This is a genomic window from Salmonella sp. A29-2 (genome assembly GCF_020150755.1).
GTDB lineage: Bacteria > Pseudomonadota > Gammaproteobacteria > Enterobacterales > Enterobacteriaceae > Salmonella > Salmonella enterica.
Window position 1 is genome coordinate 1,260,232 of record NZ_CP083731.1, and the last position, 19,862, is coordinate 1,280,093.

Below are 19,862 nucleotides of genomic sequence, written 5' to 3' on the forward strand. Positions count from 1 at the left end.
TCTAACATGGCCTTATTACAAATTAGTGAGCCTGGTCTGAGCGCCGCGCCGCATCAGCGTCGTCTGGCGGCGGGCATCGACTTAGGCACTACCAACTCTCTGGTTGCGACAGTTCGCAGCGGCCAGGCGGAAACTCTGCCTGACCACGAAGGGCGCCACCTGTTGCCTTCAGTGGTTCACTATCAGCAGCAGGGCCATACGGTCGGTTACGCTGCGCGTGACAATGCCGCGCAGGATACGGCCAACACTATCAGCTCTGTGAAACGCATGATGGGACGCTCGCTGGCGGATATCCAGGCGCGCTATCCGCATCTGCCTTACCGGTTTAAGGCAAGCGTTAATGGGCTGCCGATGATTGACACGGCGGCTGGATTGCTCAATCCGGTACGCGTATCGGCTGATATTCTCAAAGCGCTGGCCGCGCGGGCTAGCGAATCGCTCTCCGGCGAGCTGGATGGCGTGGTGATTACCGTTCCCGCCTATTTCGATGATGCCCAACGTCAGGGGACGAAAGACGCCGCGCGGCTGGCGGGCCTGCATGTACTGCGCCTGCTCAACGAACCGACGGCGGCGGCGATTGCCTACGGTCTGGACTCAGGCAAAGAAGGCGTTATTGCTGTTTACGATCTCGGCGGCGGTACCTTCGATATCTCTATTTTACGCCTGAGCCGCGGGGTGTTTGAAGTGCTGGCGACGGGCGGTGATTCTGCGCTCGGCGGCGACGACTTTGACCATCTGCTGGCGGACTATATTCGCGAGCAGGCGGGAATTGCCGATCGTAGCGACAATCGCGTTCAGCGCGAACTGCTGGATGCCGCGATTGCGGCGAAAATCGCCTTAAGCGATGCCGATACCGTTCGCGTTAACGTTGCGGGCTGGCAGGGGGAGATCACTCGCGAGCAGTTTAACGATCTCATTTCCGCGCTGGTTAAGCGCACGCTATTGGCCTGCCGTCGCGCATTGAAAGATGCTGGCGTTGAGCCCCAGGACGTTCTGGAAGTGGTCATGGTCGGCGGTTCGACCCGTGTACCGCTGGTTCGTGAGCGGGTGGGCGAATTTTTTGGCCGCACGCCGTTAACCGCTATCGACCCGGATAAAGTGGTCGCTATCGGCGCAGCGATTCAGGCCGATATTCTGGTCGGCAACAAGCCGGACAGCGAAATGCTGCTGTTGGACGTGATTCCACTCTCTCTTGGGCTGGAAACGATGGGCGGCCTGGTGGAAAAAGTCATTCCGCGCAACACCACTATCCCGGTGGCGCGCGCGCAGGATTTCACCACCTTCAAAGACGGCCAGACCGCGATGTCTATCCATGTGATGCAGGGCGAACGCGAACTGGTGCAGGACTGCCGCTCGCTGGCGCGCTTTGCGCTGCGCGGGATTCCGCCGCTGCCGGCGGGCGGGGCGCATATTCGCGTGACCTTCCAGGTAGACGCCGATGGCCTGTTGAGCGTCACCGCAATGGAAAAATCCACCGGCGTCGAGGCCTCCATTCAGGTCAAACCTTCCTATGGCCTGACCGATGGCGAAATCGCCTCGATGATCAAGGATTCCATGAGTTTTGCCGAGCAGGACGTGAAAGCGCGTATGCTGGCGGAGCAAAAAGTCGAAGCCGCGCGCGTGCTGGAAAGTTTGACCGGCGCGCTAACTGCCGACGCCGCGCTGTTAAGCGCCGCAGAACGTCAATGCATTGATGATGCCGCCGCACATTTAAGCGCGGTCGCACAAGGCGATGATGTTGACGCCATAGAACAAGCCATTAAAAACGTAGATAAACAAACCCAGGAATTTGCCGCTCGCCGCATGGACCAGTCGGTTCGTCGCGCGTTGAAAGGCCATTCCGTAGACGAGGTTTAACATGCCGAAGATTGTTATTCTGCCTCATCAGGATCTTTGTCCGGATGGCGCAGTTCTGGAAGCTGAGACCGGTGAAACCATTCTTGACGTTGCGCTGCGCAACGGCATCGAGATTGAACACGCCTGTGAGAAATCGTGCGCCTGCACCACCTGTCACTGTATTGTACGTGAAGGCTTCGACTCCTTGCCGGAAAGTTCGGAAGAAGAAGACGATATGCTGGATAAAGCGTGGGGGCTGGAGCCGGAAAGTCGACTGAGCTGCCAGGCCCGCGTTACCGACGACGATCTGGTTATCGAAATTCCACGTTACACAATCAACCATGCGCGTGAGCATTAACAGAGGGTAGTATGGGACTCAAGTGGACCGATAGCCGCGAGATCGGCGAAGCGTTATACGACGCATATCCTGATGTCGATCCTAAAACCGTTCGTTTCACCGATCTGCATCAGTGGATCTGCGAACTGGACGATTTTGACGACGACCCTAACGCATCCAATGAAAAAATTCTGGAGGCGATTCTGCTAGTCTGGTTGGATGAAGCAGAGTAAGTCAAATAACGGGCTGCCCTACGGCGGCCCGTTTGCTAATAAGGAAAATAACAATGACAGAAGCCATGAAAATTACGCTTTCCACGCAGCCTGCCGATGCGCGCTGGGGCGATAAAGCCACTTACAGTATTAATAACGATGGTATTACCTTGCATCTTAACGGTAAAGACGATCTGGGGTTGATCCAGCGTGCGGCGCGTAAAATCGACGGCCTGGGAATAAAACAGGTCGCGCTGACAGGCGAAGGATGGGATACCGAGCGTTGTTGGGCATTCTGGGCGGGTTACAAAGGACCAAAAGGCGTCCGTACCGTAATGTGGCCGGATTTAGACGATGCCCAACGTCAGGAGCTGGATAACCGCCTGACTATTATTGACTGGGTGCGCGACACCATTAATGCTCCGGCGGAAGAGCTTGGGCCGGAGCAACTGGCGCAGCGCTCGGTGGATCTGCTGTGTAGCGTCGCGTGCGATAGCGTCACTTACCGTATCACCAAAGGCGAAGATCTGCGCGAGCAGAACTATATGGGGTTGCATACCGTAGGCCGTGGTTCTGAGCGTCCGCCGGTGCTGCTGGCGCTGGATTACAACCCGACGGGAGACAAAGATGCGCCGGTTTATGCCTGCCTGGTCGGTAAAGGTATTACCTTTGACTCCGGCGGCTACAGTATCAAACAAAGCGCTTTTATGGACTCAATGAAATCCGATATGGGCGGCGCGGCGACAGTAACAGGCGCGCTGGCGTTCGCCATTACCCGTGGGCTGAATAAACGCGTAAAACTGTTCCTGTGCTGCGCCGATAATCTGATCAGCGGCAATGCGTTTAAACTGGGCGATATTATTCGCTACCGTAATGGTAAGAATGTCGAAGTCATGAATACCGATGCGGAAGGGCGACTGGTACTGGCGGATGGCCTGATTGACGCCAGCGCGCAACACCCGCAGCTAATCATTGATATGGCGACGTTAACCGGCGCGGCGAAAACGGCGCTGGGTAACGACTACCATGCGCTATTCAGTTTTGACGATACGCTGGCGGGGCGCTTGCTGACCAGCGCGGCGCAAGAGAATGAACCGTTCTGGCGTCTGCCGCTGGCGGAGTTCCACCGTAACCAGCTGCCGTCTAACTTTGCGGAACTGAACAACACCGGCAGCGCGGCGTATCCCGCTGGGGCAAGCACCGCCGCGGGTTTTCTGTCGCACTTTGTTGAAAATTACCGCGAAGGCTGGCTGCACATTGACTGTTCCGCCACTTATCGCAAAGCGCCGGTTGAGCAGTGGGCTGCCGGGGCAACCGGTCTGGGTGTGCGCACCATCGCGAATTTGCTGACCGCCTGAACGGTGTTTTTGTAGGCCGGGTAAGCGAAGCGCCACCCGGCATTTTGTCTGATGGCGACGCCGTGCGTCTTATCAGGCCTACAACCCATATACATAATTTGTGATTCCTATGTCCGAAACTAAAAATGAATTAGAAATCTTGCTGGAGAAAGCGGCGACTGAGCCCGCGCATCGTCCGGCATTTTTCCGTACCTTACTGGAGTCCACCGTCTGGGTGCCGGGCAGCGCTGCCGAAGGCGAGGCGATAGTGGAAGACAGCGCTCTGGATTTGCAGCACTGGGAAAAAGAAGACGGCACGACCGTCATTCCCTTCTTTACTTCTCTGGAGGCGCTGCAGCAGGCCGTGGAAGACGAACAGGCGTTTGTGGTGATGCCGGCGCGCACGCTGTTTGAAATGACGCTTGGCGAAACGCTATTCCTCAACGCTAAATTGCCGACCGGCAAAGAGTTTATGCCGCGTGAAATCAGCCTGCTTCTCGCTGAGGAAAGCAGCCCATTAAGTACGCAGGAAGTGCTGGAAGGCGGCGAGTCGCTTATTTTATCCGAAGTGGCCGAGCCGCCGTCGCAGATGATTGATTCCCTCACTACGCTGTTTAAAACCATCAAACCGGTGAAACGCGCGTTTCTCTGCGCGATTAAAGAACATGCGGACGCCCAACCCAATCTGCTGATTGGCATTGAGGCTGACGGCGAGATTGAAGAGATCATTCACGCAGCGGGCAATGTGGCGACCGACACGTTACCGGGGGACGAACCGATCGATATTTGTCAGGTGAGAAAGGGCGAGCAGGGTATCAGCCACTTTATCACCGAGCATATCGCGCCGTTCTACGAGCGCCGCTGGGGCGGGTTCCTGCGCGATTTTAAACAGAACCGCATCATCTGAAGAAAAGAAAGCCGCCCAACAGGGCGGCCTCCTGGCTTACCTGCTCTGGAAATTGAGCGTTACGGGAACAGAATTACCTGGGTAGCTTCTGTCTGCGTGAAGACACAACGTGCCAGAAACAAGAAGCACGACACAAAAGCATCGTACCTTCATGTTGCGGTCCTTGCGAAGACCGCATCACGGCAGCACCGCTGGCGATAATGCCGTGATAGCAGGCACTGTGGTGTGCCTGCGCTTACGGCCATGGGTTATCCTCTCCTGAAGCCAGCGCCCGTTTGCGAGACGGCGGAGAGGGCCGGGAAAGATAATACCTCAAATGCTGAATAGTTTCGTCGTGAATTAACTTGACTTTGCTCTCCTTAAAAGGGAGTATTTACCTACTGTGGTGTGCCTGCGTTGCTATGGCAACAAAGCCTGCTGGAAAGGCCGCGAACCGGACCAGCACAAAAAAACCGCTCAATTGAGCGGTTTTTTTGTGACCTGCTTAAACCGAATTTATGTAGATTCGTTTTAAATCAGCCTGAACGGTAGGCCGGATAAGCGTGAGCGCCACCCGACAGCATGTCGATTAATCGCCGAGCGCGTCCAGTTTTGCCCAAAACGCCTCATGATAATCCTCCAGGTCAAGTAAAGCGGCATCGCGTTTTTCATTCATTTTTTGCTGTGCCTTCCATTGCGAAAGATGTAAATCCTCTTCGGTAAAGCCAATGTCTTTAGCGCCCGAAATAATATTATAGAGATATTCCACCAGAGAAGACTCCGCCAGCCAGAATTCATTACGTTCCATGCGGGCAATAGGGTATTCGCCGTTGGCATCCCGTTCTGTGATATAGATAAAAATGGCCTGATCGCCGACATGATCGATACGAATTAATGCCGGAAGACGGGGATCGTTACTCCAGACAGGCATCAGATCTTCAATATCAATACCTGAGCCATCCATGCCAACGCCGTAATACGCCTCTTCATCAGGGGAGTAAGAATGAATTACTCCCTCTTTATCAATAGATCTTTGTAATGTTTCAATCACAGGCATATTATAATTGCTAAGTAGATCGCGGTCGTAGGCCAGTAGCGCCTTCAGGCTTTCAGGTAACTCAGTGGTTTCCGTATTTTGCGGATCGCGATACTTACGCACTCGCAGACGACTTATTTCCTCGGCAGGCATAGGATTAGGCACCTTATTGCGGTTAACCTTTTTAACTAGCTCAATTAAATTAGCGAGTGAAATATTCATTTTCCATCCTTAAAAATTATATTTACAGGAGTTATTTCCCGGTGAAAACCAAAACAGCGGTGATGATACTCCTTATACCCGGCGTAAAGTATTTACCGATAAAAAATAGGATTTTATTAAGAGAAAATAATGCCCGTTTGCAGGACAGAGGAAAAGAGCTGAATAAAAACAATGTCTGTAGATCGTTTTACATCAGCCTGAACGGTAGGCCGGATAAGCGTGAGCGCCATCCGGCATGGCAGATATTAAGCGGGTTCAACCGGTAAATCGGTACGCGCGCCCCATTCGCTCCACGCGCCGTCGTAAAGCGTGACGTCAGGCACATCCAGCGTGGCGAGCGCCAGCACCACGACCGCGGCCGTCACGCCGGAACCGCAACTGGCGATAATCGGTCTGTCGAAACTCACGCCGTGGCTGAAAAAAACCTCATTCAGTTCGTCAGTGGTCTTTAATTCGCCCTCATACACCAGTTCCGTCCACGGGACGTTTAGCGCGCCAGGAATGTGTCCGCGCCTCAGTCCCGGACGTGGTTCATCAGCCTGAGCGTTAAAACGCGCCGCCGGACGCGCGTCAACGATTTGCGCGGTTTTTTCATGGCTTGCCAGCAATACGTCGGTGAGACGCACCACGGCTTGCGGCGTGAATTTCGCCTCAAACTCGCCTCCTTCATGCGCTTCCTCGCCTTCGCGCAATAGCCATTCGTCGCGCTGCCAGCCCGCCAGTCCGCCCGCCAGAATGGACACTTTCTCGGCACCGAACGTGCGCAGCATCCACCACGCCCGCGGAGCGGAGAACAGATTGCCTTCATCGTATATGACCAGGTGTTTATCCTGACGAACACCCAGTTCACGCATGGCCACCGCAAACGCTTCCGGGCGCGGCATCATATGCGGCAACGGCGATGCGCGATCGGAAAGCGCTTCAATATCAAAAAACAGCGCGCCGGGAATATGTCCGGCGCGATATTCGCCCGCCATATCACGATGTTCCTGTCCTGGCGGCGCCATACGGGCGTCAAGAATCTGTATTTCCGGATCATCAATATGTTCGGCAAGCCAGTCGGCGGCGACAAAAAAGGCGGTGGTCATGGGCATCTCCATTGTTACCTGATTATGATCAAATTGTCGGACGTTTCCCGAAAAGGGACAAGTAGAAGAGGCTGTTTTGGCTGGCGAAACCACATTTCTGCGTAAAATTTTCGCATCATCACAGTAATACGGACTTACACAATAAAATTTCTCGCGCATAATATCTCATCAACCGTTGCTGACAGGCCGTTAAGGCCAGGGATGAAAGATGAAACATTTACGCGTGGTGGCCTGCATGATCATGCTGGCGCTGGCGGGATGCGATAACAACGATAAAACCGCCCCGACGACTAAAAGCGAAGCGCCAGCCGTAGCGCAGCCCTCGCCCGCGCAAGACCCGGCACAGCTACAAAAGCTGGCGCAGCAAAGCCAGGGCAAAGCGCTCACGCTATTAGACGCCTCCGAAGCGCAGCTTGACGGCGCGGCGACGCTGGTGCTGACGTTTTCAATTCCTTTAGATCCTGAACAGGATTTCTCCCGTGTGGTTCACGTGGTTGATAAGAAAAGCGGCAGCGTTGACGGCGCATGGGAGCTGGCGCCAAATTTAAAAGAGCTAAGGTTACGTCATCTGGAACCTGAGCGCGTGCTGGTGGTCACGGTTGATCCCACCGTTAAGGCGCTGAATAACGCCACCTTCGGCAAGTCTTATGAAAAAACGATTACCACGCGTGATGTCCAGCCCAGCGTCGGCTTTGCCAGCCGGGGATCGCTGCTACCGGGGAAAATCGCGGAAGGATTGCCGGTCATGGCGCTTAACGTCAACCACGTTGATGTGAACTTTTTCCGCGTTAAGCCCGGATCGCTGGCGTCATTTGTCAGCCAGTGGGAGTACCGTAGTTCTCTCTCTAACTGGGAGTCCGACCATCTGCTGAAAATGGCGGATCTGGTTTATACCGGTCGTTTTGATCTTAATCCGGCGCGCAATACGCGTGAGAAGCTGCTGCTGCCATTAAGCGATATTAAGCCGCTGCAACAGGCGGGCGTATATGTGGCGGTAATGAATCAGGCTGGACACTACAACTATAGTAATGCCGCTACGTTGTTTACCCTTAGCGATATCGGCGTGTCCGCGCACCGTTACCATAATCGGCTGGATATCTTTACGCAAAGCCTGGAAAACGGCGCGGCGCAGTCGGGAATTGAGATCGTTCTTCTGAATGATAAAGGTCAGACGCTGGCGCAGGCGACGAGCGACGCGCAGGGACATGTGCAACTGGAGGCTGATAAAGCGGCGGCGCTATTACTGGCGCGTAAAGAGGAGCAGACCACGCTGCTCGATCTCACGCTTCCGGCGCTGGATCTGTCGGAATTTAATGTCGCTGGCGCGCCCGGCTACAGCAAGCAGTTCTTTATGTTCGGCCCACGCGATCTCTACCGACCGGGCGAAACGGTTATCCTCAACGGATTACTGCGCGATAGCGACGGTAAAACGCTGCCCGATCAACCCGTTAAGCTGGAAGTGGTAAAACCAGACGGACAGGTGATGCGTACCGTCGTCAGCCAGCCGGAAAACGGGCTATACCGTTTGAATTATCCGCTGGATATCAACGCGCCGACCGGCTTGTGGCATGTCCGCGCCAACACCGGCGATAATTTGCTGCGGAGTTGGGATTTCCATGTGGAAGACTTTATGCCGGAGCGGATGGCGCTCAACCTGACGGCGCAAAAAACACCGCTGGCGCCTGCGGATGAGGTGAAATTCTCCGTTGTCGGCTATTACTTGTATGGCGCGCCTGCTAACGGCAATACCCTGCAAGGGCAACTGTTCCTGCGTCCGCTGCGCGACGCTGTCGCGGCCTTGCCTGGCTTCCAGTTCGGCAATATTGCCGAAGAGAATCTTTCGCGCAGCCTGGACGAAGTTCAACTGACGTTGGATAAAGGCGGACGTGGTGAAGTGAGTGCTGCCAGCCAGTGGCAAGAAGCGCATTCGCCGCTGCAGGTAATTCTACAGGCCAGCCTGCTGGAGTCTGGCGGTCGTCCGGTCACTCGTCGCGTAGAGCAGCCGATTTGGCCTGCCGATACGTTACCGGGAATTCGTCCACAGTTCGCCGCCAAAGCGGTATACGACTACCGTACGGATACCACCGTTAATCAACCGATTGTCGACGAAGACAGCAACGCCGCATTCGATATTGTTTACGCCAACGCGCAGGGCGAGAAAAAAGCGGTGTCCGGTTTACAGGTGCGGCTCATCCGCGAGCGTCGCGACTATTACTGGAACTGGTCGGAAAGCGAAGGCTGGCAGTCGCAGTTTGATCAAAAAGATCTGGTGGAGGGCGAGCAGACGCTGGATCTGAACGCGGATGAAACCGGAAAAGTCAGCTTCCCGGTGGAATGGGGCGCGTACCGTCTGGAGGTCAAAGCGCCGAATGAGACGGTCAGCAGCGTTCGTTTCTGGGCCGGCTATAGCTGGCAGGATAACAGCGACGGTAGCGGCGCGGCGCGTCCGGATCGCGTCACCCTCAAACTGGATAAAGCGAATTATCGTCCAGGCGACACCATGAAATTGCATATCGCCGCGCCGGTCGCCGGTAAAGGTTATGCCATGGTGGAGTCCAGCGACGGTCCGCTGTGGTGGCAGGCGATCGATGTGCCGGCACAAGGTCTGGATCTCACGATTCCGGTGGATAAAACCTGGAATCGCCACGATCTCTATCTCAGTACGCTGGTGGTGCGTCCCGGCGATAAATCTCGTTCCGCGACGCCAAAACGCGCCGTGGGGTTACTACACCTACCGCTGGGGGATGAAAATCGCCGCCTCGATCTGGCGCTGGAAAGCCCGGCTAAAATGCGCCCGAATCAGCCGCTCACCGTCAGGGTGAAAGCCAGCGTTAAACACGGCGAAATGCCAAAACAGATCAACGTGCTGGTCTCCGCGGTCGATAGCGGTGTATTGAATATCACCGATTACGCGACGCCGGACCCGTGGCAGGCGTTCTTCGGTCAAAAACGCTACGGTGCGGATATCTACGATATTTACGGCCAGGTCATTGAAGGGCAGGGGCGGCTGGCGGCGTTGCGTTTTGGCGGCGATGGCGACGACCTTAAGCGCGGCGGAAAACCGCCGGTAAACCATGTCAATATCATCGCGCAGCAGGCGCAGCCGATCACGCTCAATGAGCAGGGCGAAGGGGTCGTAACGCTGCCGATTGGCGACTTTAACGGCGAACTGCGGGTTATGGCGCAGGCATGGACAGCGGACGATTTTGGTCGCGGCGAAAGCAAAGTCGTTGTCGCCGCGCCAGTGATTGCCGAGCTGAATATGCCGCGTTTTCTGGCGGGAGGGGATGTTTCGCGACTGGTGCTGGACGTCACCAATCTGACCGACCGTCCGCAGACGCTGAATATTGCGCTCGCCGCCAGTGGGTTACTGGAACTGCTTAGCCAGCAGCCGCAACCGGTCAACCTGGCGCCGGGCGTGCGCACCACCTTATTCGTTCCGGTACGCGCGCTGGAAGGTTTTGGCGAAGGCGAAATCCAGGCGACCATTAGCGGTCTGAATCTGCCGGGAGAAACCCTCGGCGCGCAGCATAAGCAGTGGCAAATCGGCGTGCGTCCGGCCTGGCCTGCCCAAACGGTAAATAGCGGCATTGCGCTGGCGCCGGGAGAGAGCTGGCATGTACCAGAGCAGCATCTGGCAAACGTCTCGCCAGCCACGTTACAGGGACAACTGCTGTTAAGCGGAAAACCGCCGCTCAATCTGGCGCGCTACATTCGCGAGCTGAAAGCATATCCGTACGGGTGCCTGGAACAAACCACCAGCGGGTTATTCCCGGCGCTGTATACTAATGCCGCTCAATTGCAGTCGCTCGGTATTACCGGCGATAGCGATGAAAAACGGCGCGCCGCGGTGGATATCGGCATCTCCCGCATACTACAGATGCAGCGTGATAACGGCGGTTTTGCGCTATGGGATGAAAATGGGGCGGAAGAGCCCTGGCTAACGGCCTACGCGATGGATTTCCTCATTCGCTCGGGCGAGCAGGGATATAGCGTCCCGCCGGAGGCCATTAACCGGGGCAATGAGCGACTGCTGCGCTATCTGCAGGATCCCGGCACGATGCTGATGCTGATTCGTTATAGCGATAATACCCAGGCCAGTACTTTTGCCGCTCAGGCTTACGCCGCGCTGGTACTGGCGCGTCAGCAGAAAGCGCCGCTCGGCGCGCTGCGCGAAATCTGGGAGCGCCGTAGTCAGGCGGCTTCAGGACTGCCGCTGATGCAATTGGGCATCGCGTTAAACACGATGGGTGATGCCAGACGCGGCGAAGAGGCCATTACGCTGGCTCTGAATACGCCGCGTAAGGACGAACGGCAATGGATAGCGGATTACGGCAGTTCTCTGCGCGATAACGCTCTGATGTTGTCGTTACTGGAAGAGAACAACCTCAGACCGGACGCGCAAAACGCGCTATTAAGCTCGCTTTCTGAGCAGGCCTTCGGTCAGCGCTGGCTCTCTACCCAGGAGAACAATGCCTTGTTCCTCGCCGCGCATTCGCGACAGGCCAGCGCGGGCGCCTGGCAGGCGCAGACCTCTTTAGAGGCGCAGCCGCTGGCGGGCGACAAGGCGCTGACCCGTAATCTGGATGCTGACCAGCTGGCCGCCCTTGAGGTGACGAACACCGGTAGCCAGCCGCTATGGCTGCGTCTGGATAGCAGCGGCTATCCCTCATCTGCGCCTGAGCCTGCCAGCAACGTTTTGCAGATTGAACGACAAATACTGGGGACCGATGGTCAGCGCAAATCGCTGTCCTCGTTGCGTAGCGGCGAACTGGTGCTGGTCTGGTTAACGGTAGTGGCCGATCGCAATGTGCCGGATGCGCTGGTGGTGGACCTGCTCCCGGCCGGGCTGGAGCTGGAAAACCAGAATCTGGCTGACAGCAGCGCCAGCCTGCCGGAGAGCGGTAGCGAAGTGCAAAATCTGCTTAATCAGATGCAGCAGGCGGATATTCAGTATATGGAATTCCGCGACGATCGGTTTGTGGCTGCCGTCGTTGTCAATGAGGGCCAGCCCGTGACGCTGGTCTACCTGGCGCGCGCGGTAACGCCGGGGACGTACCAGCTTGCGCAACCGCAGGTGGAATCGATGTACGCGCCTCAGTGGCGGGCAACCGGCGCGAGCGAGGGGCTGCTGATTGTGACGCCTTAAATGAACGGTTGGCGTGGTAAACGTGGCCGCTGGCTGTGGCTGGCGGGCGCGCCGCTTTTTATTTTCCTGGCGTTATGGGCAGCGGATAAACTCTGGCCGCTGCCGCTCAATGAGGTCCATCCTGCGCGGGTCGTGGTAGCCCATGACGGTACGCCGCTGTGGCGCTTTGCCGACGCCGGGGGGATCTGGCGTTATCCGGTGACGATTGAAGAGGTCTCTCCCCGCTACCTGGAGGCCCTAATCAATTACGAAGATCGCTGGTTCTGGCGGCACCCTGGCGTTAACCCTTTCTCCGTCGCGCGCGCGGCGTGGCAGGATCTTACCGCCGGGCGCGTTATTTCCGGCGGCAGTACGCTGACTATGCAGGTGGCGAGACTGCTGGACCCGCATTCGCGCACGTTCGGCGGTAAAATCCGCCAGCTTTGGCGCGCCCTCCAGCTTGAATGGCATTTGTCCAAGCGCGATATCCTGACGCTGTACCTGAACCGCGCGCCGTTCGGCGGCACGCTACAGGGTATTGGCGCTGCAAGCTGGGCCTACTTCGGCAAGCCGCCCGCGCGCCTGAGCTACGCTGACGCGGCGCTGCTGGCCGTATTGCCGCAGGCGCCGAGCCGGTTACGTCCCGACCGCTGGCCAGCGAGAGCTGAAGCGGCACGAAATAAAGTGCTGGATCGGATGGCGGCGCAGGGCGTCTGGCCTGCCGAAACGGTACGCGAGTCGCGTGAAGAACCGGTCTGGCTGGCGCCGCGTCAAATGCCGCAACTGGCGCCGCTTTTTGCCCGAATGATGTTGAGTAAAAGCCAGAACGACAAAATTGTGACCACGCTGGACGCCGGATTGCAGCGGCAACTGGAAGATCTGGCGCGGGCATGGAAAGGGCGGCTGCCTGCACGCAGTTCGTTGGCGATGATCGTCGTCGATCATACCGATATGAGCGTGCGCGGTTGGGTAGGATCGGTAGACCTTAATGACGACAGCCGTTTTGGTCATGTCGACATGGTAACGGCGATCCGATCGCCGGGATCGGTACTCAAACCCTTTGTGTATGGTCTGGCGCTGGATGACGGCTTGATCCATCCCGCATCATTATTACAGGACGTTCCGCGCCGCACCGGAGATTACCGCCCGGGAAACTTCGACAGCGGATTTCACGGCCCGGTCAGCATGAGCGACGCGCTGGTACGCTCGCTGAATCTGCCTGCCGTTCAGGTGCTTGAAGCCTATGGGCCGAAACGATTTGCGGCAAAACTGCGTAACGTCGGCCTGCCGCTATATTTGCCTGCTGGCGCGGCGCCCAATCTTTCGCTGATTCTGGGCGGCGCGGGCGCGCGGCTTGACGAGATGGCGGCGGCATACAGCGCGTTCGCTCGTCATGGGAAAGCGGCGAAATTACGGTTACAGCCGGACGATCCGCTGTCGGAAAGACCATTAATGTCGCCGGGAGCGGCGTGGATCATTCGACGAATTATGGCGGATGAAGCGCAACCCTTGCCGGATAACGCGCTGCCGCGCATTGTGCCGTTGGCGTGGAAAACCGGCACCAGCTACGGCTATCGCGATGCGTGGGCTATTGGCGTTAACGCGCGCTATATCATCGGCATCTGGACAGGCAGACCCGACGGCACGCCTGTGGTGGGGCAATTTGGTTTTGCCAGCGCGGTGCCATTGCTTAACCAGGTCAATAATCTGTTACTGGCGCATACGGGACGCCTGCCGGAAGATCCGCGTCCGCAGACGGTAAGCCGCGGCGTCATTTGCTGGCCGGGCGGACAGACTCTGCCTGCCGGAGACAGCAACTGTCGCCGCCGCCTGGCGACATGGCTTCTCGATGACAGCCAGCCGCCCACGCTGCTGTTACCTGAGCAGGAAGACATCAACGGTATTCGTTTCCCGGTCTGGCTGGATGATACGGGGCGGCGTGTCGCTGCCGACTGTCCGCAGGCGCGTGCGCATACGTTTATCGTCTGGCCGCGGCCGCTGGAGCCGTGGCTGCCGCCTGCGGAAAGACGTAGCGCCCGCTTGCCCGCGGCGTCCGACCACTGTCCGCCGCTACAGGGCAATGATGCCGCGCCGTTAATGCTGTCAGGAGTGAGGGATGGCGCGGTGATCAGGCAACTGCCAGGCCAGGAAAACGTCACGCTGCCCGTCTCGACTACCGGCGGCAAAGGGCGTCGCTGGTGGTTTTTAAATGGCGAACCTGTTAATGGCGAAAATAATCGCCTTTCTTTATTACTCAATATCGCTGGACGTTATCAACTTGTCGTAATGGATGAGTCCGGTCAGGTTGCAGCGGTTAATTTTGAATTAATACGTTAACAACTCTTCAGAATAAATTATGAATTTCATTTAATTTAAAGTTAATGAGAATTATTAATTTTTCCGAAATTACCCTTAATGAGGGAGCTTGATAAATATCAAGAGATCTGACACTTAAAAACGTGAGAATGGGTTTTTATTTGACGAGTCGGATCATGAAAAATATAAAAAGCCAGGGAAATGGCGAACAGCCCGCTATTTCTCGCCGCCATTTTATCCAGGCCAGCTCCGCGCTTATTGCGTTACCGTTTGTCTCCTCGCCAGCTACCGCTCAGGCGCGCGCTGTGACGGCAACTGAAAACAGGCCTGCGGAAAAAGTCGTTCAGACATGCAGCACTTTTGACTGCGGGGGCAAATGCGATATTCGGGCGCATGTTAGTGACGGTATCGTGACGCGAATTTCAACGCGACCGGATAATGCGCTGGATGCGCAAATGCCGGTGATGCGTGCCTGTGTTCGTGGACGCGCATACCGTAAATTTGTTTATCATCCTGACAGACTTAAATATCCCATGAAGCGCGTAGGAAAACGCGGTGAAGGAAAGTTCGAGCGAATTTCCTGGGATGAAGCGACAACCTTAATCGCCGATAATTTAAAATCGATTACTGAAAAATATGGCCCGGCTTCGCGCTATGTTCATGTTGGCACCGCCGTTTCCGGCGGCACCTTTTCCGGCGATAAAATGGCGCGTCGCCTGCTGAATCTGACCGGCGGCTATCTCGAAAGCTACCATTCTGTGAGTATGGGCAACACGGCGGCCGCGACGCCCTATACTTACGGCACTGCCGCCAGCGGCAGTTCGCTGGATACGCTTTTGGAGACCAAACTGGTGATTCTGTGGGGCCATAACCCGACGGAGACCATTTTTGGTCATACCAACTATTTCTTGCAGAAGATGAAGCAGAACGGTACGCGGTTTATCGTGGTCGATCCGCGCTATTCCGACACCGTTTCGTCGCTGGCGGATCAGTGGATCCCGCTGCTGCCCACCACCGACAATGCGCTGATGGACGCGATGATGTACGTCATCATCAGCGAGAATCTGCACGATCGCGCATTTATTGCGCGCTACGCTATCGGTTTTGACGAAGACTCAATGCCGGAAGGCGTACCGGCTAACGAATCGCTGGTGGCGTATCTGACCGGCGCCAAAGACGGTGTCGTTAAGTCCCCCGAGTGGGCGGAAAAGATCACCCATGTGCCGGCGCAAACCATTCGCCAGTTAGCGCGTGATTACGCGAATACCAAACCCGCCGCGTTGATTCAGGGGTGGGGACCACAGCGCCACAACTGCGGCGAGCGCACCGCGCGCGGCTCGACCCTACTGGCGACCATTACCGGTAATGTCGGCATCAAAGGCGGTTGGGCTGCGGGTTACGGCGGCTGCGCTAACCGTAAATTCGCCGCGGGTCCGGAGATGCCGGATAACCCGGTAAAAGCCAAAATTTCGGTGATGAACTGGGTGCAGGCCGCAGACGACGCCAGCAAAGTGACGCCGGATATAGGGCTGAAAGATGCCGATAAGCTGGACAGTAACATCCGTATTCTGTTCTCGCTGGCCGGGAACTATCTGGCGAATCAGAACCCCGATCTGCACCAGGCGGTACGCGTACTGGAGGATGAATCAAAGATCCAGTTTATTGTCGCCAGCGATCTATTTATGACGCCGAGCGCGAAATACGCTGATCTACTGCTGCCGGAAACCAGCTTCATGGAACGCTGGAACATCGGTGAAACCTGGGGTACGGCAAGCTACCTGATACTCTCTGAAAAACTGATCGAGCCTGAATTTGAGCGTCGCTCCGACTACGACTGGCTACGTGAGGTGGCGGCGAAATTAGGCATTGAGAATGAATTTAGCCAGGGGCGCGATGAGAAAGCGTGGATTGAACACATCTGGGAACAGACGCGCCTGGCGATGCCGGACGAAAATCTGCCGGATTTCGCCACGCTGCAAAAGACCCGTCAGCATCTGTTCAAAAGCGCGCCATTTATCGCCTTTGAAGACAATATTCGCGATCCGGAAAATCATCCGTTCCCGACGCCGTCAGGGAAAATAGAGATCTTCTCGAAGCGCCTGTACGACATGCAGCATCCGGAAATCCCGGCGTTATCGCACTACGTTCCCGCGCATGAAGGCCCGGAGGATGCGCTGGCGAAAGATTTTCCGCTCCAGTTAATTACGTGGAAAGGAAAAAACCGCGCCAACTCAACGCAATACGCTAACCCGTGGCTGATTGAAGTGCAGCAGCAGACATTGTGGATCAACCCGCAGGACGCGCAAAAGCGCGGCATTACGCATGGCGACATGGTGCGCATTCATAACTCACGCGGGATTTGCGAAATCCCGGCGGAAGTGACGCCGCGCATTATTCCCGGCGTTGTCGCAATGCAGGCTGGCGCCTGGTGGCAGCCGGATGAAAACGGCGTTGATAAAGGCGGCTGTGCGAACGTCCTCAGCTCGGCCCGTATTACCGCGCTGGCGAAGGGAAATTCACATCAAACCATGCTGGTGGAGGTGGCTAAAGCATGAGTCAGTTTACACATTACCCGCCGGTGAGCGATAAACAACTGGGTTTTTTCATCGACTCCTCACGCTGCTCCGGTTGTAAAGCCTGCCAGGTGGCCTGCAAAGACAAAAACAATCTGGAAGTAGGCCGTCGTTTCCGCCGCGTCTATGAAGTCAAGGGCGGAAGTTTCATCCCGACCGGGCAGGGCGGGGTCAGCAATAACGTATTTGCTTATACGCTTTCCATTTCCTGCAACCACTGTGCGGACCCTGTCTGCACCAAAAATTGCCCGACTACCGCTATGCATAAACGCCCGGGCGACGGCATCGTGCGCGTTGATACCGACAAATGCGTCGGCTGTGGCTATTGCGCCTGGTCCTGCCCTTACGGCGCGCCGCAGCTTAACGAGCAGACCGGCCAAATGTCCAAGTGCGACATGTGCGTTGATTTACTGGCGAAAGGTGAACCGCCCGTCTGTGTCGCGACCTGTCCGCTGGAGGCCATCAAGTTTGGTCCGATTGATGAACTGCGCGCGAAGTACGGTAGCGTATGCGACGTTAACGGGCTGCCAGATTCATCCATAACCAAACCTAATCTGGTTGTCAAAGCGCATCAGGGCGCAGAAAAAGAGGGTAAACGCCATGCATGAGTTACCGCTGCTGATTTTTACGCTCTGTTTGCAAGGGTCTGTGGGTGTGACAGTGTGGCTGGCGTTGGGCCGCCAGTACGCCGTAGAGGGACGCGTGCCTGCACGCGGCGCGCTTCCCGCGATGGCGGGGGCGTTTGTACTGGCCTGCGTAGGGCTGCTTGCTTCAGCGCTGCACATGGGCTATCCCCTGAATGCGCTAAATGCGTTACGTCATGTCGCCAGTTCGTGGCTGAGTCGCGAAATCGTCTTTGCCAGCCTTTATCTGGCGGCGCTGGGGCTAGGGGTTGTGCTGCTGTTTTTCCGTAAGCCAGGCTGGCAGCCGCTGCTGGCGCTGGCGGCAGCGTTCGGGCTGGTGGATGTATTCTGCATGGCGCAGGTTTATATCCATGCCTCGGTGGCGACCTGGCAGCATAGCAACACGCTGGCGCTGTTCTTTGGCACGTCAGGCATTATCGGTTCGGTAGTCATTGCGCTGGCTTATCTGCGCAACGCTGGTGCCGCAATGCGCTGCGCTGTGGTGGTGGTCGCACTGATGGTGCTGATTCGCCTGATCATGCAGCCGCTATGGCTGGCGGATATTAATGCGGTGGATACGACGGTCGTCACTTTCCCGCATCATCCGCTACAGGCGCTGGCGCAGTTGCGCGACATCTATCTTCTCGGCTGGTGTGTCTCAGCGGCGGGAATGCTCTGCTTTGCCGCAGGCGGTCTGCGAAACGCCAGAGGGACGCTGGTGGCGGGCAGCGTATTGCTGCTTATCGGCGAGATTATGCTGCGCTACGTCTTCTTTAGTATTGGCTGATGGTTAACCTGATGATCGATCCGGCGGTAGACGTGACGCAGGCTTGCGTCCGTCGTCGCTTTCGTTTTTCTTCCTGCCGCGCTTGCGCCGATGTTTGTCCGGCGCAGGCGTTTTCGCTGGCGCAGGGGCAGGTCAGCATAGATACGACACGCTGCATAGCCTGTGGCGACTGTCTGTTTGTCTGTCCTGTTGACGCCATTACCGGTATCAAACCGGTTAAACGCTTTGTGCAGGGGGATACGTTGGTGGGGCCGTTTTCGCTACAGGCGCCAACGGTCGATGAACTGCTTCTCTGGCACAGCCAGTACGGTATTCGCTTTATTGATATTGCGGTGGAGCGATCGGCGCAGTGGCTGATGGCGCTGGCGGGGCTAAATTTAGCGCTGCGCCGCTACGGCGAGCCGGGCTGGTCTTTCAAACACGTTGTCGGCGCGGAGATTAACGCCTCGCGGCGCACTCTGTTTCATGTTCCGCGCGACGCCACTACCCCGTGCGCCGTCGAGCCGGGGAAACGGCGTCTCAGACAGGCGTTTTCCGCGTTCAGCGAATGCGTACCCGAAATCAGTCCGCAAGAGTGCAGGATGTGCGGCGCCTGCTGGCGAAGCTGCCCGGAAAATGTTATCCAGTTTGACGACAATACCCTGACGATAGCGGCGGCGCGTTGTACGGGATGCGGCGGCTGTGCGGCGGTATGTCCGCATCAGGCGCTGCGGCTGCGGTTTGACGTGGAACCCGCCTCAACGCGGCATAGTGCGGCGTATACGCTCACCTGCGAAAGCTGCAAACGTACTTTCCATGCTCTCACGCCTGAACACACGCACTGCGTGCTGTGTCAGTCCCCTGAGTTTGCTGTGCGCCTTTAACTTTTGTTGCTAATGCTCATTTTATTTTAAAAAAATGTTACCTGCATCCATAGGCAATTGATGGGATGCTCTTTATAATCCGCGCCTGACATAACAACAGAACATATTTCAGAGGTAAACATGGCTATTGAACGGACTTTTTCCATCATTAAACCCAACGCGGTGGCAAAAAACGTTATTGGCAGCATCTTTGCGCGCTTTGAAGCTGCAGGGTTCAAAATTGTTGGCACTAAAATGCTGCACCTGACCGTTGAGCAGGCGCGCGGCTTCTATGCTGAGCACGACGGTAAGCCGTTCTTTGACGGTCTGGTGGAGTTCATGACCTCTGGCCCTATCGTGGTATCCGTGCTGGAAAGTGAAAATGCGGTACAGCGTCACCGCGATCTGCTTGGCGCCACCAATCCGGCGAACGCGTTGGCGGGTACGCTGCGCGCCGACTACGCTGATAGCTTAACTGAAAACGGCACCCACGGTTCGGATTCGCTGGAATCCGCGCAGCGCGAAATCGCCTTTTTCTTCGGTGAAGGCGAAGTGTGCCCGCGCACCCGTTAATCTCCTTCGTCTTTCACGCTGCAAATGCGTTGGCGATAAATTATCGGTTCAAATATTATTTTCGCT

General features: G+C 56.5%; 16 protein-coding genes. 13 read left to right on the plus strand and 3 right to left on the minus strand.

Translation table 11 applies throughout. From position 1 onward, the window contains the following. Positions 1-6: 6 nt before the first annotated feature. The 5 genes from hscA (at position 7) to sseB (ending at position 4,629) form a co-directional block, all read left to right on the plus strand. The gene (gene hscA, locus K8W53_RS06080) at positions 7-1,857 is read left to right on the plus strand and encodes a Fe-S protein assembly chaperone HscA (protein WP_001196653.1); all 1,851 of its coding nucleotides are present in this window, start codon (positions 7-9) and stop codon (positions 1,855-1,857) included. Position 1,858: 1 nt separating this feature from the next. Continuing rightward, entirely contained in the window at positions 1,859-2,194 is a 336-nt protein-coding gene (fdx, locus tag K8W53_RS06085) for an ISC system 2Fe-2S type ferredoxin (protein WP_001124466.1), read from the plus strand. A gap of 11 nt (positions 2,195-2,205) precedes the next feature. Then, entirely contained in the window at positions 2,206-2,406 is a 201-nt protein-coding gene (gene iscX / locus K8W53_RS06090; RefSeq protein ID WP_000523621.1) for a Fe-S cluster assembly protein IscX, read from the plus strand. Between the two features lie 53 nt (positions 2,407-2,459). Further along, entirely contained in the window at positions 2,460-3,743 is a 1,284-nt protein-coding gene (gene pepB / locus K8W53_RS06095; RefSeq protein ID WP_000133546.1) for an aminopeptidase PepB, read from the plus strand. 109 nt (positions 3,744-3,852) lie between these two features. Next, positions 3,853-4,629, plus strand: a complete 777-nt coding sequence (gene sseB / locus K8W53_RS06100) for an enhanced serine sensitivity protein SseB (protein ID WP_001662818.1) — start codon at positions 3,853-3,855, stop codon at positions 4,627-4,629. Between the two features lie 36 nt (positions 4,630-4,665). Here the strand turns inward: sseB and timP are convergent, their stop codons facing one another. Both timP and K8W53_RS06105 read right to left on the minus strand, forming a co-directional pair. After that, complete coding sequence (gene timP / locus K8W53_RS23830) at positions 4,666-4,782, minus strand: small toxic inner membrane protein TimP (RefSeq protein WP_242617614.1); 117 nt, start codon at positions 4,780-4,782, stop codon at positions 4,666-4,668. Positions 4,783-5,197: 415 nt separating this feature from the next. Next, a complete protein-coding gene (locus K8W53_RS06105) occupies positions 5,198-5,866 on the minus strand; it encodes a DUF5066 family protein (protein ID WP_023224084.1) in 669 nt (222 codons plus the stop codon). A 41-nt stretch (positions 5,867-5,907) separates the two neighbouring features. Here K8W53_RS06105 and K8W53_RS06110 point away from each other — a divergent pair, with 41 nt between their 5' ends. Continuing rightward, entirely contained in the window at positions 5,908-6,132 is a 225-nt protein-coding gene (locus K8W53_RS06110) for a hypothetical protein (protein ID WP_024147930.1), read from the plus strand. Here K8W53_RS06110 and sseA read toward each other — a convergent pair. Further along, complete coding sequence (gene sseA, locus K8W53_RS06115; RefSeq protein ID WP_000205251.1) at positions 6,112-6,954, minus strand: 3-mercaptopyruvate sulfurtransferase; 843 nt, start codon at positions 6,952-6,954, stop codon at positions 6,112-6,114. The genes K8W53_RS06110 and sseA overlap by 21 nt on opposite strands. A gap of 208 nt (positions 6,955-7,162) precedes the next feature. Between sseA and K8W53_RS06120 the strand changes: the two genes are divergently transcribed. The 7 genes from K8W53_RS06120 (at position 7,163) to ndk (ending at position 19,796) form a co-directional block, all read left to right on the plus strand. Then, positions 7,163-12,103 (plus strand): alpha-2-macroglobulin family protein, encoded by a 4,941-nt coding sequence (locus K8W53_RS06120; protein WP_052939470.1) that lies wholly within the window; start codon positions 7,163-7,165, stop codon positions 12,101-12,103. Next, complete coding sequence (gene pbpC / locus K8W53_RS06125) at positions 12,104-14,419, plus strand: peptidoglycan glycosyltransferase PbpC (RefSeq protein WP_023201541.1); 2,316 nt, start codon at positions 12,104-12,106, stop codon at positions 14,417-14,419. Positions 14,420-14,574: 155 nt separating this feature from the next. Continuing rightward, positions 14,575-16,953 (plus strand): DMSO/selenate family reductase complex A subunit, encoded by a 2,379-nt coding sequence (locus tag K8W53_RS06130; protein WP_023224085.1) that lies wholly within the window; start codon positions 14,575-14,577, stop codon positions 16,951-16,953. Then, positions 16,950-17,579 carry a DMSO/selenate family reductase complex B subunit gene (locus tag K8W53_RS06135; protein ID WP_000077436.1) on the plus strand — a complete coding sequence of 210 codons (630 nt, stop codon included), beginning with the start codon at positions 16,950-16,952 and terminating at the stop codon, positions 17,577-17,579. The genes K8W53_RS06130 and K8W53_RS06135 overlap by 4 nt, the downstream gene beginning before the upstream one ends. Beyond that, positions 17,572-18,381: a dimethyl sulfoxide reductase anchor subunit family protein gene (locus tag K8W53_RS06140; RefSeq protein WP_023224086.1), complete on the plus strand. Its 810-nt coding sequence runs from the start codon at positions 17,572-17,574 to the stop codon at positions 18,379-18,381. The genes K8W53_RS06135 and K8W53_RS06140 overlap by 8 nt, the downstream gene beginning before the upstream one ends. Further along, positions 18,381-19,244, plus strand: a complete 864-nt coding sequence (locus K8W53_RS06145; protein ID WP_052939468.1) for a 4Fe-4S binding protein — start codon at positions 18,381-18,383, stop codon at positions 19,242-19,244. The genes K8W53_RS06140 and K8W53_RS06145 overlap by 1 nt, the downstream gene beginning before the upstream one ends. Positions 19,245-19,364: 120 nt before the next feature. After that, a complete protein-coding gene (gene ndk / locus K8W53_RS06150; RefSeq protein ID WP_000963846.1) occupies positions 19,365-19,796 on the plus strand; it encodes a nucleoside-diphosphate kinase in 432 nt (143 codons plus the stop codon). Positions 19,797-19,862: the final 66 nt, after the last annotated feature.

Bases quoted from the DNA above. Each gene is read 5' to 3' on its own strand.
- hscA (WP_001196653.1), top strand. From the start codon at position 7: ATGGCCTTATTACAAATTAGTGAGCCTGGTCTGAGCGCCGCGCCGCAT.
- fdx (WP_001124466.1), top strand. From the start codon at position 1,859: ATGCCGAAGATTGTTATTCTGCCTCATCAGGATCTTTGTCCGGATGGC.
- iscX (WP_000523621.1), top strand. From the start codon at position 2,206: ATGGGACTCAAGTGGACCGATAGCCGCGAGATCGGCGAAGCGTTATAC.
- pepB (WP_000133546.1), top strand. From the start codon at position 2,460: ATGACAGAAGCCATGAAAATTACGCTTTCCACGCAGCCTGCCGATGCG.
- sseB (WP_001662818.1), top strand. From the start codon at position 3,853: ATGTCCGAAACTAAAAATGAATTAGAAATCTTGCTGGAGAAAGCGGCG.
- timP (WP_242617614.1), bottom strand. From the start codon at position 4,782: ATGAAGGTACGATGCTTTTGTGTCGTGCTTCTTGTTTCTGGCACGTTG.
- K8W53_RS06105 (WP_023224084.1), bottom strand. From the start codon at position 5,866: ATGAATATTTCACTCGCTAATTTAATTGAGCTAGTTAAAAAGGTTAAC.
- sseA (WP_000205251.1), bottom strand. From the start codon at position 6,954: ATGACCACCGCCTTTTTTGTCGCCGCCGACTGGCTTGCCGAACATATT.
- K8W53_RS06120 (WP_052939470.1), top strand. From the start codon at position 7,163: ATGAAACATTTACGCGTGGTGGCCTGCATGATCATGCTGGCGCTGGCG.
- pbpC (WP_023201541.1), top strand. From the start codon at position 12,104: ATGAACGGTTGGCGTGGTAAACGTGGCCGCTGGCTGTGGCTGGCGGGC.
- K8W53_RS06130 (WP_023224085.1), top strand. From the start codon at position 14,575: ATGAAAAATATAAAAAGCCAGGGAAATGGCGAACAGCCCGCTATTTCT.
- K8W53_RS06135 (WP_000077436.1), top strand. From the start codon at position 16,950: ATGAGTCAGTTTACACATTACCCGCCGGTGAGCGATAAACAACTGGGT.
- K8W53_RS06140 (WP_023224086.1), top strand. From the start codon at position 17,572: ATGCATGAGTTACCGCTGCTGATTTTTACGCTCTGTTTGCAAGGGTCT.
- K8W53_RS06145 (WP_052939468.1), top strand. From the start codon at position 18,381: ATGGTTAACCTGATGATCGATCCGGCGGTAGACGTGACGCAGGCTTGC.
- ndk (WP_000963846.1), top strand. From the start codon at position 19,365: ATGGCTATTGAACGGACTTTTTCCATCATTAAACCCAACGCGGTGGCA.